Annotated in this window: 12 protein-coding genes; 10 read left to right on the top strand and 2 right to left on the bottom strand. The window is 61.2% G+C overall.

What is annotated here, in order from left to right; genetic code table 11:
* The first annotated feature begins 93 nt into the window (after nt 1-93).
* The 7 genes from ACYHH6_RS03995 (at nt 94) to ACYHH6_RS03965 (ending at nt 9,765) form a co-directional block, all read left to right on the top strand.
* Complete coding sequence (locus tag ACYHH6_RS03995) at nt 94-1,437, top strand: nucleotide sugar dehydrogenase (RefSeq protein ID WP_352583216.1); 1,344 nt, start codon at nt 94-96, stop codon at nt 1,435-1,437.
* A gap of 240 nt (nt 1,438-1,677) precedes the next feature.
* Nucleotides 1,678-3,018: an adenylate/guanylate cyclase domain-containing protein gene (locus ACYHH6_RS03990; protein WP_488500400.1), complete on the top strand. Its 1,341-nt coding sequence runs from the start codon at nt 1,678-1,680 to the stop codon at nt 3,016-3,018.
* 152 nt (nt 3,019-3,170) lie between these two features.
* A complete protein-coding gene (locus tag ACYHH6_RS03985) occupies nt 3,171-5,066 on the top strand; it encodes an ABC transporter ATP-binding protein (protein ID WP_352583218.1) in 1,896 nt (631 codons plus the stop codon).
* Nucleotides 5,063-6,961 (top strand): ABC transporter substrate-binding protein, encoded by a 1,899-nt coding sequence (locus ACYHH6_RS03980; RefSeq protein WP_352583220.1) that lies wholly within the window; start codon nt 5,063-5,065, stop codon nt 6,959-6,961. The genes ACYHH6_RS03985 and ACYHH6_RS03980 overlap by 4 nt, the downstream gene beginning before the upstream one ends.
* A gap of 2 nt (nt 6,962-6,963) precedes the next feature.
* Nucleotides 6,964-7,962: an ABC transporter permease gene (locus ACYHH6_RS03975; protein ID WP_192258788.1), complete on the top strand. Its 999-nt coding sequence runs from the start codon at nt 6,964-6,966 to the stop codon at nt 7,960-7,962.
* The gene (locus ACYHH6_RS03970; protein WP_112560172.1) at nt 7,959-9,140 is read left to right on the top strand and encodes an ABC transporter permease; all 1,182 of its coding nucleotides are present in this window, start codon (nt 7,959-7,961) and stop codon (nt 9,138-9,140) included. The genes ACYHH6_RS03975 and ACYHH6_RS03970 overlap by 4 nt, the downstream gene beginning before the upstream one ends.
* A gap of 145 nt (nt 9,141-9,285) precedes the next feature.
* On the top strand, nt 9,286-9,765 hold the full coding sequence (locus tag ACYHH6_RS03965; protein ID WP_192258786.1) for a class I SAM-dependent methyltransferase: 480 nt from the start codon (nt 9,286-9,288) through the stop codon (nt 9,763-9,765).
* Nucleotides 9,766-9,898: 133 nt separating this feature from the next.
* Here the strand turns inward: ACYHH6_RS03965 and ACYHH6_RS03960 are convergent, their stop codons facing one another.
* The gene (locus tag ACYHH6_RS03960) at nt 9,899-11,314 is read right to left on the bottom strand and encodes an adenylate/guanylate cyclase domain-containing protein (protein WP_112560170.1); all 1,416 of its coding nucleotides are present in this window, start codon (nt 11,312-11,314) and stop codon (nt 9,899-9,901) included.
* A 201-nt stretch (nt 11,315-11,515) separates the two neighbouring features.
* Between ACYHH6_RS03960 and ACYHH6_RS03955 the strand changes: the two genes are divergently transcribed.
* From ACYHH6_RS03955 to ACYHH6_RS03945, 3 genes are all read left to right on the top strand, one after another.
* Nucleotides 11,516-12,340, top strand: coding sequence for a hypothetical protein (locus ACYHH6_RS03955; RefSeq protein ID WP_352583223.1), 825 nt, complete (start codon nt 11,516-11,518; stop codon nt 12,338-12,340).
* Between the two features lie 74 nt (nt 12,341-12,414).
* Nucleotides 12,415-12,930, top strand: a complete 516-nt coding sequence (locus tag ACYHH6_RS03950; RefSeq protein ID WP_352583225.1) for a GNAT family N-acetyltransferase — start codon at nt 12,415-12,417, stop codon at nt 12,928-12,930.
* Complete coding sequence (locus ACYHH6_RS03945; RefSeq protein ID WP_352583226.1) at nt 12,930-14,309, top strand: hypothetical protein; 1,380 nt, start codon at nt 12,930-12,932, stop codon at nt 14,307-14,309. The genes ACYHH6_RS03950 and ACYHH6_RS03945 overlap by 1 nt, the downstream gene beginning before the upstream one ends.
* A gap of 16 nt (nt 14,310-14,325) precedes the next feature.
* Here the strand turns inward: ACYHH6_RS03945 and ACYHH6_RS03940 are convergent, their stop codons facing one another.
* Nucleotides 14,326-16,089, bottom strand: a complete 1,764-nt coding sequence (locus tag ACYHH6_RS03940) for an adenylate/guanylate cyclase domain-containing protein (protein ID WP_352583228.1) — start codon at nt 16,087-16,089, stop codon at nt 14,326-14,328.
* Nucleotides 16,090-16,139: the final 50 nt, after the last annotated feature.

Below are 16,139 nucleotides of genomic sequence, written 5' to 3'. Positions count from 1 at the left end.
TTTTCCGCAATATGCCTCGGCCACGGCTCTCGGGGCCAGGTGAGCCTCGCCATGGAGCGGATAGTCTGTCCGAATTGACGGGAAAGCAGATTTTTGGACGCCTCACGATCGACATATGACCGTCTTCTGAACCGGATTTCGACGCGCGCCGCGCAAGTCGGCGTGATCGGACTGGGCTATGTCGGGTTGCCGCTGTCGGTTGCAATCGCACGCGCCGGCTTCCCGGTTTCCGGCTTCGACATCGAAGCCCGGAAGGTCGAGAGCCTGAACAGCGGCCAATCCTACATCGAGGCTGTGACGCCGACGGCCCTTGCCGGCCATGTGGCGAGCGGACGGTTCCGCGCCACCGCGGATTTTGCCGAACTGGCCGTCTGCGATGTCATCATCATCTGCGTTCCGACACCGCTGACGAAACACCGTGAGCCGGACCTCTCCTTTGTCAGGAACACGGCAGGCACCATCGCCAAGCACCTGCGTCTCGGCCAGCTGATCGTGCTGGAGTCGACCACCTATCCCGGCACCACCGACGACGTGATCAAGCCCATACTGGAAGAAACCGGCTTGCACTCGAAGACGGACTTCTTCCTCGGCTTCTCGCCCGAACGCGAGGATCCCGGCAACCGCAGCTTTGAAGTCGCGACAATCCCCAAGGTCGTGGCAGGCGACGGCGTTGAGGCAGCGACGCTTGTGCAGGCTTTCTATCAAAGCGTGGTCAAGACCGTCGTTCCGGTTTCCAGCACGGCGACCGCCGAGGCGGTCAAGCTGACGGAAAACATCTTCCGCTCGGTCAACATAGCCCTCGTCAACGAGTTGAAGGTCGTGCTCGGTGCAATGGGTATCGACATCTGGGAGGTGATCGAGGCGGCAAAGAGCAAGCCCTTCGGCTACATGCCTTTCTATCCTGGCCCAGGCCTTGGCGGGCACTGCGTTCCGATCGATCCCTTCTACCTGACGTGGAAGGCGCGCGAATACGAACTGCCGACCCGCTTCATCGAGCTGGCGGCGGAAATCAACACGGCCATGCCGCGTCATGTGGTCGATGAACTGGCAAAGGCGCTGGACCGGCGCTGCGGCAAGGCGCTCAGCCGCTCGCGTATTCTCATCATCGGGCTCGCCTACAAGAAAAATGTGCCCGACATCCGCGAAAGCCCCTCACTGCGGCTCATTGAACTCATCGAGGAATGGGGCGGCAAGGCGGAATTCCACGATCCGCATGTTACCGAGATTCCGACCACACGCGAGCATATGGCGATCAAAGGGCGTCGCTCGGTCGAGCTGACCGAGGCGGCCTTGAAGGAGTTCGATGCGGTCGTCGTCGCAACCGACCACGACGCGATCGACTATCAGGTGATCGCTGATCACGCACTTCTGATCGTCGACACACGCAATGTTTTTGGCCGCCTCGGGCTCGCCCGAGAGACGGTGGTGAAGGCCTGACGGCGGCTGAGCCGGCGAATTCTTTGCCCGATGTCAGGATTGGGATTGCACTTGCACTCCGGGGGCGGCCTCGCCACATAATGTTTCGCGAAGTAAACGCAGTTACGCCTGTTTCCTTCCTGCAAGGACAGTCATTCGGGAAATTCTTCGCCGGCTTTTGCCCCCGAAGCCGGTTTCATTGACTTCGAGGATTTGGCAAATCAAAGGAGATGGCTCGTCTTCGACGGGTTTCGGGATAGCATGAGCACAACGCAAGCAGAAATTTCCAGCATTCTCATGGATAAGGTTGCCGATTGGCTGACCCAATCGGCGCTGGCCGGCGACGACCTGGAAACCTTGGTAAAGGGCTTTTGTGAACGGCTGGCTGCTGCCGGGGTGCCGCTGAAGCGGGTGCATTTGAGCTTTTCGATGCTTCATCCGCTTTATGACGCGCTTGGCTTCACCTGGCTTCGCGGCCAGGGCCTGGAAGTGGAAGGCTTCCGCAGTGAGAACGGCGTTCATTCCGACAAATTCCTGACCAGCCCATACTACCATCTGCTCAGCAACAAGCTCGACCATCTGCGCCGCCGGCTCGACCCGTCGGTGCGGTCGGAGTTTCCTGTTTTCGATGACCTCAGGCTTATGGGCGTCACCGATTACATGGCTTTCGTCCATCCCTTCAACGGCGATACCAGCCAGGGCATGATGGGATCCTGGTCCACGGACAGTGCTTCAGGCTTCAGCGACAGCATGATTTCGGCGCTGCTGCGCATCCAGAACCATCTCGCTATCGCAGCCAAGATGGCGGTGCTCACCAAGCTCGCCGACAACATGATGACCACTTATCTCGGTGGCGACGCCGGCAGGCGCGTGCTGGACGGCCAGATCAAGCGCGGCGAGGGCGATACAATCCGGGCCGCACTGGTCATGGGCGATATGCGCGGGTCGACGAGGCTTGCCGAAACCTCCGGCCGCGAGCTCTATATCGATACGTTGAACCAGTTTTTCGATGCCATTGCTGCGCCTTTCAATCGCAAAGGCGGGCAGATCATGAGTTTCCTGGGGGATGGCTTCATTGCCGTCTATCCCTGCGAAAGGCACCGCGCGCAGTCCGAGATCGCGTGCCAGGCCGCTCTTGCGGCAGCGCACAAGGCCAGCACGCGTATGATGGAGCTCAATCTGCGCAGAAAAGAGCAGGGGTTGGGCGACATAAAATTTGGTATCGGCCTGCATGTCGGCAATGTGATGTTCGGCAATGTCGGGCTTACCGACCGGCTCACATTCTCGGTCTTCGGCTCGGCTGTAAACGAGGTCCAGCGCCTCCAGACCCTGACCAAGAAATATCCGCACAGCGTTCTCGCCAGCAAAGAGTTCGCCGGCTACTGCGGCGCCACCAGCTGGCTGACGCTCGGCAAGGAAGAACTGGCGGGTATCAAGCAGAAGCTGACGGTGCTTTCACCTGACCTGTCGGGTGCTTTGGCACTCGATGAAGACGCTGCGCTGGAGCCGTTTCACGACCGGATATCGGACGCCGAGCAGGTCATGCTGCTTCATCGCGATGCCGCGCGGCTGTCGGCGGGCGACCGGAGGAAGCTCCAGTAACCGCCACGATGATCCGACCGCCTTTGTAAGTCCGGTCGGCGGTTCCGCCGGGGAATTCGTTTAGAATCCAAGTTGCTCTAAGCTGGCAATGCGCTAGTCTCGCTCAGGGCCTGCCGGCCGGCAGGGTCGCCAGGAGTGGGGCTGGTGTGAGAATGAATTCGAGCGTTGATCTGCTGCGAATCGAGGATGTTGGCATCTCGTTTGCCATTGTCGGGGGACCGTTGCATGCCGTCAGGCGCGCAAATCTTCGCGTCCTGCCGGGCAAGGTTACCGCGCTTGTTGGCGAGTCCGGTTCCGGAAAATCGGTTCTCAGCCAGGCAGTGATGGGCATTTTGCCGAACACAGCCAATGCTCGCGGCCGTATCCTGTTTTCCGATCCTGAGAAGCCCGGCACGACGCAGGATATCCTGAAGATGCCGCGCGATGGACCAGAAATCCGGGCGTTGAGAGGCAGCCGCATCGGCAAGATCTTTCAGGAGCCGATGACATCCCTGTCGCCGCTGCACACGATCGGCAATCAGGTCAGCGAATCTCTGCAGATTCATACGCCCATGGCTCGAGCGGAGCGCAAGGCGCGGACCGAGGAGATGCTCAGTCTTGTCGGGTTTCCCAATCCCAAGCGCGCCTATGACATGTATCCGTTTGAACTTTCGGGAGGATTGCGGCAACGCGCCATGATCGCCATGGCGCTTATCTGCCGGCCCGCTCTGTTGATCGCCGATGAGCCGACGACGGCGTTGGACGTCACCATCCAGGCGCAAATCCTGCAATTGCTGCGCAGGCTTCAGACCAAGCTGAACATGGCGATGCTGCTGATCACGCACGACCTCGGCGTTGTCGCCAATGTCGCCGACGAGGTGGTGGTCATGTACCACGGCGAGATCATGGAAGCGGGACCTGTGGAGGCGATATTCCGCCGGCCAGGTCACCCTTACCTGAAGGGCTTGATGGCAGCCGTTCCGCATTTCGACCTGAAGCCCGGCGAGAGGCTAAAGGCGCTCCGCGAGGTGCCGGTGAATGTCGGCAACCTGCTGGGCAAACAGACGGCGCCGGACTCGAAGGGGCCGGACGACATCCTGCTGTCGGTCAGGGATCTGAAAAAGGTCTACACCACCCGCAAGTCCGCATGGTTCGGCGGGAGCCATCAAACGTCTGTTCGCGCCGTGGACGGCGTGAGCTTCGATATCAGGCGGGGTGAGTGCCTGGGTCTGGTCGGCGAAAGCGGCTGCGGCAAAACCACCGTCAGCAAGATCCTGATGCGGGCTGTCACCCCCAGCGGCGGCTCCGTGGTCTTCAACGGCCGCGAAGGACCGATCGACGTCCTGGACGCCGAGGGAGACGCCCTGCAGTTGCTGCGCGCGAAAATCCAGATGGTCTTCCAGGATCCGGTTTCGTCGCTCTCCCCTCGCATGACGGTGGAGAACATCTTGAGCGAGCCGTTGGAAATCCATCAACGTGGCAATGCCGCGTCCCGACTGGCCACGGTCAAGAGCCTGATGCAGGCAATAGGGCTCGATCCGCGCTTCATCCAGCGCTATCCCCACAGTTTCTCCGGCGGGCAGCGTCAGCGTATCGGCATCGCGCGCGCGTTGGCGCTGGGGCCTGAGCTGCTGATCTGCGACGAGCCGGTTTCGGCGCTCGATGTTTCTGTCCAGGCGCAGATCCTGAACCTTCTGAAGGACCTGCAGAAAGAACTGGGTCTGACCTACCTGTTCATATCCCACAATCTGGCGGTGGTGGACTACATGGCGGACCGCATCGCGGTGATGTGCGGCGGGCGTATCGTCGAGCTTGCGCCGCGCGAAATTCTGCTCAGGAAACCGATCCACCCCTACACGCGCTCACTGCTCGCCGCAGTCCCTTTCCCCGATCTCGACCGGCCAATGGATTTCAAGACGCTGAAGCTCGGCGGCGCTTCCGACACCAGCGCATGGGGACCGCAATTCCGCGACGAGGGCGAAGAGGATATGCTGTCGCCGCTCGATCTTGGCGGCGGCCATCTCGTGCTGGCCCGACGTTCCGCCGACGTCAGCGAGTTGCGCCATTGATCAGCCGTCGCACCCTCCTTGGCCTCATGGCTTCGGCACTCCTGCCGGGCACGTCGCGCGCTGGCGATCTGGAGCCGGATTTTCTTCAGCCGCAGCTGACGGCCAAGGCGCTGCCGGCACTCGCTGAGCGCTTGCCCAAGAGCCCGCGCGCGTTGAATCTCGCCGCCATGGGCCGGCAACCCGGCGAGTATGGCGGCACGCTGCGGACGATCATCGGCAGCCAGAAAGATATCCGGATGATGACGATCTACGGGTATTCTCGGCTGGTCGGCTATGACGAAAAGCTTAACTTGCAAGCTGACATTCTCGAAAGTTTCGACGTAGCGGATGATCGCATCTTCACCTTCAAGATAAGGGAAGGACATAAATGGTCCGACGGCAGCCTGCTGACGCCGGAGGACTTTCGCTATTGCTGGGAAGATGTCTGGCTGAACGATGAGCTTTCGCAAGGCGGGCTCGCTCCGGCCCTGATGGCGGGCGGCAAGCCGCCACGCTTCGAGATCGTCGATCCGTTGACGGTGCGCTACAGTTGGGATGCGCCCAATCCCGACTTCCTGCCCAAGCTCGCTGCCGCTGCGCCGCTATCGCTTGTTCTGCCGGCCGCCTATCTCAAGCAGTTCCACAAGAAATACCAGGATCCATTCCGGCTCGCCGGCCTGATGAAGGAGAACCGGGCCAAGAAATGGACGCTCCTGCATATCCGCATGTCGCGGCAGTATCGCCCGGAGAACCCTGATCTGCCGACGCTCGATCCCTGGCAGAACCGGACCAAGCCGCCGGCCGAGCAGTTCATCTTCGAACGCAACCCGTTCTTCCATCGAATAGACGAGAATGGCCGGCAACTGCCCTATGTCGACCGGATCATCCTGAATGTCAGCTCATCGGCGATCATCTCCGCCAAGACCGGCGCGGGCGAGAGCGACCTGCAAGGCCTGGGAATTGACTTCACTGATTACGCTTTCCTGAAGGACGCGGAGAAGCGCTACCCGGTGAAGATGCATCTGTGGAAACGCACTCAGGGTTCGCGGCTGGCGCTGCTACCCAATCTGAACTGTGCCGACCAGGTGTGGCGTGGCCTTTTGCGTGACGTGCGCGTGCGCCGCGCCCTTTCGCTCGCTGTGGACAGGCGCGAGATCAATTTGGCCGTGTTCTACGGATTGGCGCAGGAAAGTGCAGATACGGTCCTTCCGGAGAGCCCGCTCTACCGGCCGGAATTCGCGAAAGCATGGGTCGCCCATGATCCCGACCAGGCCAATGCCCTGCTCGACGAGGCCGGGCTTCAGGCACGTGACGATGATGGCCTGCGGATGCTTTCCGATGGACGTTCTGCGAAGATCATCGTGGAAACGGCCGGCGAAAGCACGCTGGAAACCGACGCGCTCGAACTAATCACCGATCACTGGCGCAAGATCGGCATCGCCTTGTTCATCCGGACTTCGCAGCGCGACATCTTCCGCAGCCGCGCGCTTGGCGGCCAGATCATGATGTCGATGTGGTCGGGCATCGACAATGGCGTGGCGACCGCCGACATGAACCCGTATCAGCTGGCTCCCACCATCGACGACCAGCTGCAATGGCCGCTCTGGGGCGCGCACTACCTATCTCATGGCAAGATGGGCGAGGCGCCCGATCTTCCTGAAGTGGTCGAGCTGATGGCTTTGCTCGAACGCTGGAACGCATCGACCGCAACCACGGAGCGCGCCGAAATCTGGAATTCGATGCTGTCGATCTACACCGATCAGGTGTTTTCGATAGGCACGGTGAACGGAACGCATCAGCCGATTCTGGTGTCCTCGCGGCTGCGCAATCTGCCTGACAAGGCGCTCTACGGCTACGACCCGACTGCCTATTTCGGTGTCTACATGCCGGATACATTCTGGCTTGGAGGCTCCTGAGCGTGCTTCGATATCTTGTCTGGCGCATCGCCGTGATGGTTCCAACGCTGCTGGTCATATCGGCACTGGTGTTCACGATCATCGAACTTCCGCCGGGCGACTATTTCGACAGCTATGTCGCCGAGCTTCGGGCCCAGGGCGAAGCGGTGGATTCCGATCGCATCGAGATGATGCGCAAGGAATATGGTTTCGACCAGCCGCCGGTCATTCGCTACTTCTACTGGGTCGGCGGGATGCTACACGGCGATTTCGGCTATTCCTTCGAATATGAGCTGCCGGTTCGCGACGTCGTCGGGGACCGAATGTGGCTGACCGTGCTGGTTTCCTTCGTCACGATCATCTTCACCTGGCTCATTGCCTTTCCGATCGGCATGTACTCCGCCACGCATCAATACAGCTGGGGCGACTACGGCCTGACTTTCTTCGGCCTTCTCGGCCTTGCCATTCCGAATTTCATGCTGGCGCTGATCCTGATGTACTTCGCCAACATCTGGTTCGGCACGTCCATCGGCCACCTCATGGACCAGCAATATCTCGGCGAGCCGATGAGCTGGGCCAAGGCGAAGTCGATCCTCGCCCATCTCTGGATCCCGGTCTTGATCATCGGCACCGGGGGCACGGCAAGCATGATCCGGCGGCTGCGCGCCAATCTGCTCGATGAGCTACACAAGCAATATGTCGTGACCGCGCGCGCCAAAGGCCTTCATCCGTTCAGGGCACTGGTCAAATATCCGCTGCGCATGGCGCTCAATTTCTTCATTTCCGACATCGGCTCCATCCTGCCGGCCATCATCTCCGGCGCCGAAATCACGGCGATCGTGCTGTCATTGGAAACGACCGGGCCGATGCTGATCAAGGCGCTGCAAAGCCAGGATATGTATCTGGCAGGGTCGTTCCTGATGTTTCTCGCCTTCCTGACGGTCATCGGCGTGCTGATTTCCGACCTGGCGCTGGCGATGCTTGATCCACGAATTCGTTTGCAGGGCGGCAGCACCAAATGAACACGCAATCCCCGCTGCCCGCTCCGGGTGCTCCACTGCAGCACTACATTTCCATCGAGCCCTTTGACCTGCAGTCGGTCGAGGCGATGACGCCGGAGCAGTCGAAGGTCTTTCAGGCATCGCAGTTGCGGCTGATGTGGTGGAAATTCCGCAAGCACCGGCTTGCCCTTGTATCCGGCATCTTCCTGGCGGTGCTGTATTTCGGGATACTGATCTGCGAGTTCCTGGCGCCCTACAATTTGCACACGCGCAACATGGACTACATCTATTCGCCGCCGCAGCAGGTGCACCTGTTCCACAATGGCGAGTTCATCGGGCCGTTCGTCTATGGCCGCCAGATGATGCTGGACATGGACACGCTCAAGCGGAACTACATCGACAAACAGGATGATGTTCAGCGGCTCCGTTTCTTCTGCAAGGGCGACAGTTACCAGTTCTGGGGCCTGATCGAAGGTGACAGGCATTTTGTCTGCCCGGTCGAAAACGGCCAGCTCTTTCTGGCCGGCACTGACAGGCTGGGGCGCGATGTGCTCTCGCGCATGATCTATGGCGCACGCATTTCTCTGACAATCGGCCTCGTCGGTATCAGTTTCAGCTTCCTGCTCGGCATCGTCATCGGAGGGCTGGCCGGCTACCACGGCGGTATCTTCGACCTGATCGTTCAACGGATAATCGAAGTTCTGCAATCGATCCCCAGCATTCCGCTATGGCTGGCTCTGGCGGCGATCATGCCGATAACCTGGAGTCCAATCCTGATCTATTTTGGCATCACCGTCATCCTCGGGTTGCTCGACTGGACCGGACTGGCGCGTGCGGTGCGTTCAAAGCTTCTGGCCTTGCGCGAGGAGGATTACGTTCTGGCCGCGCAATTGATGGGCGCCGGGAGCAGCCGCATCATCCGGCGGCATCTCATTCCCGGCTTCATGTCGCATCTGATCGCGACGGCGACGCTGTCCATACCCGGCATGATCCTGGGCGAGACGGCGCTGAGCTTCCTCGGGCTCGGCCTGAGGGCGCCGATAACCAGCTGGGGCATCCTGCTCACCGAGGCGCGCAGCGTCAGCGTGATCGCGTTCTATCCATGGCTGCTTTTGCCGATGCTCCCCGTCATTCTCGTCATCATGGCGTTCAACTTCCTCGGCGACGGCTTGCGGGACGCCGCAGACCCCTACAAGTGACATCGCAGTTGCGCGGCGGCGGGCCGCCTATTCCACCCGGTATGATCCTTGTCGGCAGCCTATGCGGTTGTTGCAGGGTTCGTCATTCGCCTCTATATGCGGCAAGCCTCGATCGGGGCTGCTGGTTCAGGACATACAATCGCATATGAGTCGCCTCGATAATTTCATCAGCAGGATGACCGCACAGCGCGACATTCTCAATCAAATCTGCCCCGAGGTGGCGAAGATGGAGGGGCTTGTGTTCGAGCTCGGCCTCGGCAATGGCCGGACGTTCCACCATCTGCGCGAGCGCCTGCCCGGACGCCGGATCGTGGTGTTCGACCGCGAAGTTGGCGCACACGCCAGCTCAATTCCCGACGCTGAAAATCTCGTGCTCGGCGATATACGCGAGACGGCGAGGAGATTCATTGGCATCGACGCCGCTCTTGTCCATGCCGACATCGGCACCGGCTATGAAGATCGCGATGCAGTGACTGCCACCTGGCTTCCCGATCTGATTGCGGGCATGCTTCGCGTCGGCGGCTTCGCGGTGAGTGGCACGCCGCTCGATCACCCGCAGCTGCAACGCCTGCCGGCGCCGACTTCGGAGCCCGCCGATCGTTATTTTCTCTGCAAGCGCGTGTGAGGGTGGAGACGGGTCTTTAGAGCGTTTCACCGTTTCACGGAAACGGCGAACCGCTCTATCTCTTTGCTTTTCGCAATTCCCGGACGGAAAACCGCTCACACTTTTCCTGGGAATTGCTTTAGGGACCAAGTCTTCAAGGGATCGTATAGACTGCTATCTCCCGCTCAATGCCGCGCAGCGAGACCTCATGAGGCACGGGCGTCAGCGCCTTCCTTTGCAACAGATCGGCGGTGAGATTGTCGTCGATCACCGCACGCGTGGCGAAGATCGCCTGTGCCTTGGCAAGGTTCTGGACCCGTGAAGCTATGTTGACCGTCTGGCCGAAATAGTCCTGCCGCTCGTTCATGGACACGGCGATGCAGGGCCCGGCATGGACTCCGATCTTGAGCAGAAGGTCCTCGCGCCCGCTCTTGTCATTGAGCGCACGCATGGCATCGCGCATCCTAAGGGCCGCGGCAATCGCACGATCTGGCGTCGCGAAGGTCGCCATCACCGCATCACCGATCGTCTTCACAACCGCGCCTGCCTCCGCCGCGACGATCTCGTGCAGAACCTGGAAGTGCTCGCGCACGAGATCGAAGGCTGAAAGATCGCCCACCCGCTCGTAAAGCTCGGTCGATCCGCGCAGGTCGGTGAACAGGAAGGTCAGGCTGGTGATCTTCAGCCGCTGGTTGATGTCCAGCGTGTCCGTTCGATAGAGATCGCGGAACGTCTGGTTGGTGAGCAGGCGCTTGGCGGTCAGGAAAGGCCGGCGCTTGCCCAGGAAATCATGCAAGGCATGGCCGGCGATGAAGACCGTCGGCAGCACGCGGGTGTCGGTCCTGTTTTCCAGCGAAATGCGCAGCGGACCTGGTTGCATCTCCAGCGTCTGGTTCTGGACATGGTCGCGGTCGAAAACCAGGGAAAGGCTTCGGCGCTCCTTTGTGGGTTCGCCCTTGGCGTCGATGAACTGCGCTGAATGCGTAACCGGCTCGAAGACGATGACGAATTCGGACGGAAGCTGTATGGGCAGAACCGCCTTTTCACCGGGCGCAAGTTCGATATCCTCGAGCCAGAACGCTTCCATCTTCTCCGCCAAATCCTCTTCCGGCAGATCGGCGCCGGACGCCCAGTAGATCTGGCGGAAGTATTCAATCAACGGCAGTTCGTGCGGATTGTGGGCGGCAATCCTGCGCATGCGGGGGCTGACGGTGAATGTCACCTCGACCATCTCGTCGAGGGTCGGCGAATAGCCCTGGGAGCACAGCGCGCAGGTGTATTCGTCCCTCTGCATCGTTTTCAGCGTGGCGTTGGTGTCGAGCACGCCGCCACAGCCGGGGCACAGAACATTCCAGGAAATGTCGAAGATGCCCACCCGCGCCGCATGGAGAAAGGCGCTGATGGCGCGTTCCTCGTCGAGGCCATGCTTGCTGGCGAAGGCCAGCGCGTTGATGCGGCAAAGTTCGCGGTCCTTGCCTTCCGCGATGGTTCGCCGGATCGCGTCGATTGCCTGCGGATCGACATCGGTCGATTGCCGCAGAAGCGAGAACAGATCCTGAGCTTCGTTCATCGTGCAGGCTCCGGAGAATGCGCCCCGAGGCGGGTTGGCGGACCGCTCCTTGGTCCGAGTCCGCCATTTTACGCCGAAACGGGCCGTACGACCATTCGAATAGACAAGCCTTGTGACAGTTCAATTTCCGTCCGCCGATTTTCACCGGCCGCAAGCGGCACTATGATGCTACATTGGGCATGCATTTTGGGGGCTTTCTCCATGCCGACATCCGACAACCCGCCATTTCCGGCGGCCCTGCGCATTTTCTCCTTAGGGGTCATCATCGTCCTGATCGTAGGTGCCGGCCTGTTTTTCGCGCCGGCACTGGTCAAGCCGCGCTGGCCCTGGCCTGTCACGCCATTCAGTGCCCGCTTCCTCGGCGGCTTCTACACCGCCGAAATGGCGGTGATGGCGGCGCTCTTGTTCTGGAATCGCTGGTCGCCCGGCAGGCTGGTGCTCGTCATGGCCTTCATCTTCACCGTCATCGTGTCGGCGGTTTCGTTGATCAATCTCGGCTATTTCAACTTCGGGCGAAAAGCGAGCTGGCTATGGTTCCTGGTCTATCTTGCCTCGGCCGCGGTATCCGGGCTGTTCCTGTGGCGTTCCAGGGCCCGTCCTTCAGCAAAAGGCATGACCCTGAACCCCGCATGGCGCGGCTACATGTTGGCAGAAACGGCGATCCTTGGGCTCTATGGCGTCGGCATGTTGCTGTTTCCCCTGATGGTCAGCAGCACCTGGCCATGGCCGGTCGATCCCTTTCACGCCCAAGTCTACAGCGCCATCTTCCTCGCCGGCGCTGGCGGCGCATATCTCGTCTCGAAAAGCGCACCGCGCGAGGAGCTGCTGGTGCTCGGCCTGGCGCAGTTTCTGGTTGGCCTGCTTGCCATTCTTGGCCTTGTCATCACTGACGCTGCAGTGCACCGGATCGACTGGACGGCGACCAGGACATTATGCTGGCTCGCCCTTTTTGGCTGGATCGGCGTCAGTGGGGGCGTCAAACTCACCACCGCTTCCCGGTATTTCAGCGCGCAATCGGCATCATAGGCTGCAGAGACGGCTGGATTTTAAGGTGATGTCCGGTGCATCGTGCGGGGCTGATAGCCTTCGCCAGGAAAACCATGACCTTGCCATCCCTAGAGAAGATCCAGCCGCAGCTCCGGGCCGTACGGCCAAGCGATGCGGAGGCGCTTTGCGCCATCTTTAACATGCCGGGCTTCCGCAGGGGCACGCTCAGGATGCCGTTCGAGATGGTGGAGCAGGTGGAGCGGCGCATCGCCAAGTCCGGTCCGGAAACCACCTGGATCGTTGCCGAAATGGACGGCAAGGTGGTCGGCCATGGCAGCCTGGTCGTGCAAGGTTCGCCGCGCCGTTCGCATATAGGCGAGATCAACATCGGCCTTGACGACGGCTTTGTCGGCAAGGGCATAGGCTCTGCCATACTCGCCGCGCTGCTTGATGTGGCCGACAACTGGCGCGCCCTGAAGCGGGTCGAATTGACCGTTTATGCCGACAACGAACCGGCCATCCGCCTCTACACCAGCCACGGCTTCGAGGTCGAAGGCCGACATGTAAAGGCCGGCTTTACCGACGGGCAGTACCACGACCTCCTGAGCATGGCGCGGCTGCGGTTCTGATGACCGCCATCCTTGCCCCAGCCCCTGCGCCTCCGGCGGAAATTCTGGCCGTGCTGTCGCTGCTCTGCCCGGAAGTGGTGCGTGACATCGAGCAGAACTGGAATGCGCCGGTTTCCGACTACGCCCGCCATCTGTGGCGACCTGTCGCAAGGCCTGCATCAGGCCCGTCGATCGCTGCCCGCTCGATCCTGCGCGACGTTCTGCATCAGCGCCTTGCTGCGATCATGCAGCCCGAAGAGGTCGGCAAGGCGCTCGACGAATTCGAGCACAGACCAGTGATCCAGTCCGGCCTGCACTGCCTGCTTCTGATGGACCGGATCACCTTCGATGCCCTGCTGCTTGCCTGGCTCGGCGCGGTCGAAAACGGGCTGTCGGCCTTCTTCGGCTTCATGGGAACGACGATGACCATGGAGACCGTCGGCCAGGAGGGACCGGGATGGCTCGATGTCGGCGACGACAAGGTCAATTTGTTTGGCATGGGGCGCCACAAACTGTGCCGCAAAAGCGTCTGCGCGGCCGGTCCCGTCTCCCTCAACAAGCGCGCCCTCGAAGCGGTGGGCGATGAGACGGATGCCAGCCGCTGGCTGGGTACACTGCTCGCCAGCCAGGACAAGGTGTTTGCAACCGCTGCCGATGCGCTGACAGAACTCAACGGGGATCTGGTCGCCGATTGGGATCGTTCCGGCATGGCCCGGCCGGTTTTCATCGACGATCGGCTCGCCGCTTCCGCCATGGCGCGGCATCTGGACGATGATGGCAGCCTTCTTTCCAGGCTGCTCTTTGAGCCCGCAAAGCGCCAGCGTCTCGACCATGCCTTGCAAGAGGCCGCATCGGGCTCATTCGGCAGATTCCTGCCCAATGCCACTGACTATTTCTGGGGCATTCGCGAAGAGCGCGTGCGCAAGCTTGTGCTGGAGAACGGGCGCCTGATCGAGCCCTACAGGCCGCATGGTGTTTCCATCCCGTTCGAGCGGCTGCATCTCAGGCAGGCGCTGCTGGACGGCGTGCTTTTGCCGAACTTGTTCCTGATGTTCCTTGTGCTCGCCATTTTGCCGCGGGTGCGGGTTGTGGGTGGCCTGAGACAGATTGGCTATGTCGCGCTTTTCCACTCGATCCTGCTGGCTGCGCTCGATGAAAACGCTCCTGAGGAGCGCGATCTGGCTGCGGAACTGCAGGTTCGGGAAAATGCCTGGGGCATGCGGGTCATCGATGAGAAGCTTTCGGTCCGCGAGCAGCTTGCCGGCCTGCCGGAAGGGGCGCTCTTTCCGGATCTGCTCCGGCGATACCGTTTGCGGACATTTGCGGAGACGACCGACGACTTGAAACTGGTTCGCGAAAACGCCCGATGGCGCAAGATCGGCCGGGCCTTTGGCGTCTGAGCAGGCCGCTACCCGATCATTGCACCACACCGGCCTTGCGGAGGCCGTCGACCATGAGTTCGAAATCGGCAGGGTTCTTGTAAGGCAAGACTTTGCGACGGTATTCCAGCGAAAAGTCGGGATTGACGCGAAGCACCTCCTGCCATGCCGCGCGAGCCTCCTCCAAGCGGCCCAGATGGCCGTAGCTGGCGGCCAGAAGCGCGCGCGAGACATCGGTGGCAGCGTTGCGAGCCAGCCGTTGCAGCAAGAGGTCAACGGCCTCGTCGTACCTTCCCAGTTGAAACAACGCCAAAGCTTGGAAGTGCAGAACCACATCCGGAAAGTACGGGTTCAAGGTCTTTCCCCGGGCGAAACTCTCGAGGGCCTCCTCGGGTCTGCCTGAATAGTACAGCGTTTCGCCGCGGCAGACATGCGCTTCGGCGAAGTTCGGATTGAGGGCCAGTGCGCGCTCGACCTCGTCGACGGCCTCATCGTGCCGTCGTGTGTACAGCTTGGCTATCGCCAGCGCCCAGTGCGCCCAGGGATCGTTGTCATCCAGCGTCACCGCTCGCGTTGCGGCCTCTTCGGCTTGCGCCATCGATTCCGGCGGTGACGCACCCCACCTGTTCAGGTAATCAATGCCGTGCGTGAGGGCAAGGAAGGCGTAGGCAGAGGCAAAGTTCGGGTCCAGCTCGGTGGCACGTTGCAAGAGGTCGCGGGCCGCGGTGTTCGTCTCCTTCGTCAGCCGGTGCCACAGCTCCCGGCCGCGCAGGAAGCAGTCATACGCCTCCGTGTTGCGCGGGGGCTCCGGAGCCAGCCGCGGACGGGCGCCATCAGTCAGGTTGAGCGCTAGCGCACCGACGATCTGCTGCGTCACGTCGTCCTGCACGGCGAATATGTCGGTCAGGTCGCGATCGAACCGCTCCGCCCACAGATGGCCGCCCGAGATTGCATCGATGAGCTGCGCGGTGATGCGCACCCTGTTGCCCGATTTGCGTACGCTGCCCTCAAGCACATGCCGTACGCCCAGCTTCGCGCCGACGTCCTGCACATGAACATTCTGGCCCTTGAAGGTGAACGACGAATTGCGTGCGATGACGAAGAGTTGCGACAGTTTGGACAGCGCCGTGATGATGTCTTCGGAGATGCCGTCGGCGAAGTAGTCCTGTTCGGCGTCACCGCTCATGTTGGCGAACGGCAGCACGGCGATCGACAGATTCGGCGGCGCTGCCGTTGCCGGCCGGCTCGTCGCGGGTTCCGGGGTCGCGGCCGCCTTGGTCCCGACTTGCAGCGAATAGACCCGGATCGGCTCGGCGATGTTTTTGAGCTGTGTGCTGCCGAGATCGCTGACCGAAAGGTCGAGCCTCGCCTTGACCTGGCGATAGGCATCCTCGGACAGGCAGATAGCGCCGGGCGCCGCGACGCCCTCCAGACGCGAGGCGATGTTGACGCCGTCGCCCATCAGGTCGCCGTCGCTTTCTTCGACCACATCCCCCAGATGGATGCCGATCCTGAACTCGATGCGGCGGTCCTGCGGCACGCCGGCATTGCGCTCAGCCATGCCGTTCTGAACCTCAACGGCGCAGCGCACGGCATCCACCACACTGCGGAACTCGACCAGTGCCCCATCGCCGGTGCGCTTGATCACCCGTCCGTTGTGCACTGCGATGGTCGGATCGATCAGGTCGCTGCGCAGCGTCCGCAACCTCGCCAAGGTACGATCTTCGTCCGCGCTCGCGAGCCGGCTGTATCCGACCACATCTGCGGCCAGGATTGCGGCCAGCTTACGGTTCTCGCTCATGCGTCCGCCTCCTCATCTCCACGATACAGGAAGATGGGGGCTGGGAGGGA

The sequence above is a fragment of the Mesorhizobium sp. P171375 genome (assembly GCF_057786075.1).
The sequence above is the reverse complement of the archived record's forward strand: the minus strand, read 5'-3'. Positions and strand labels throughout refer to the sequence as shown.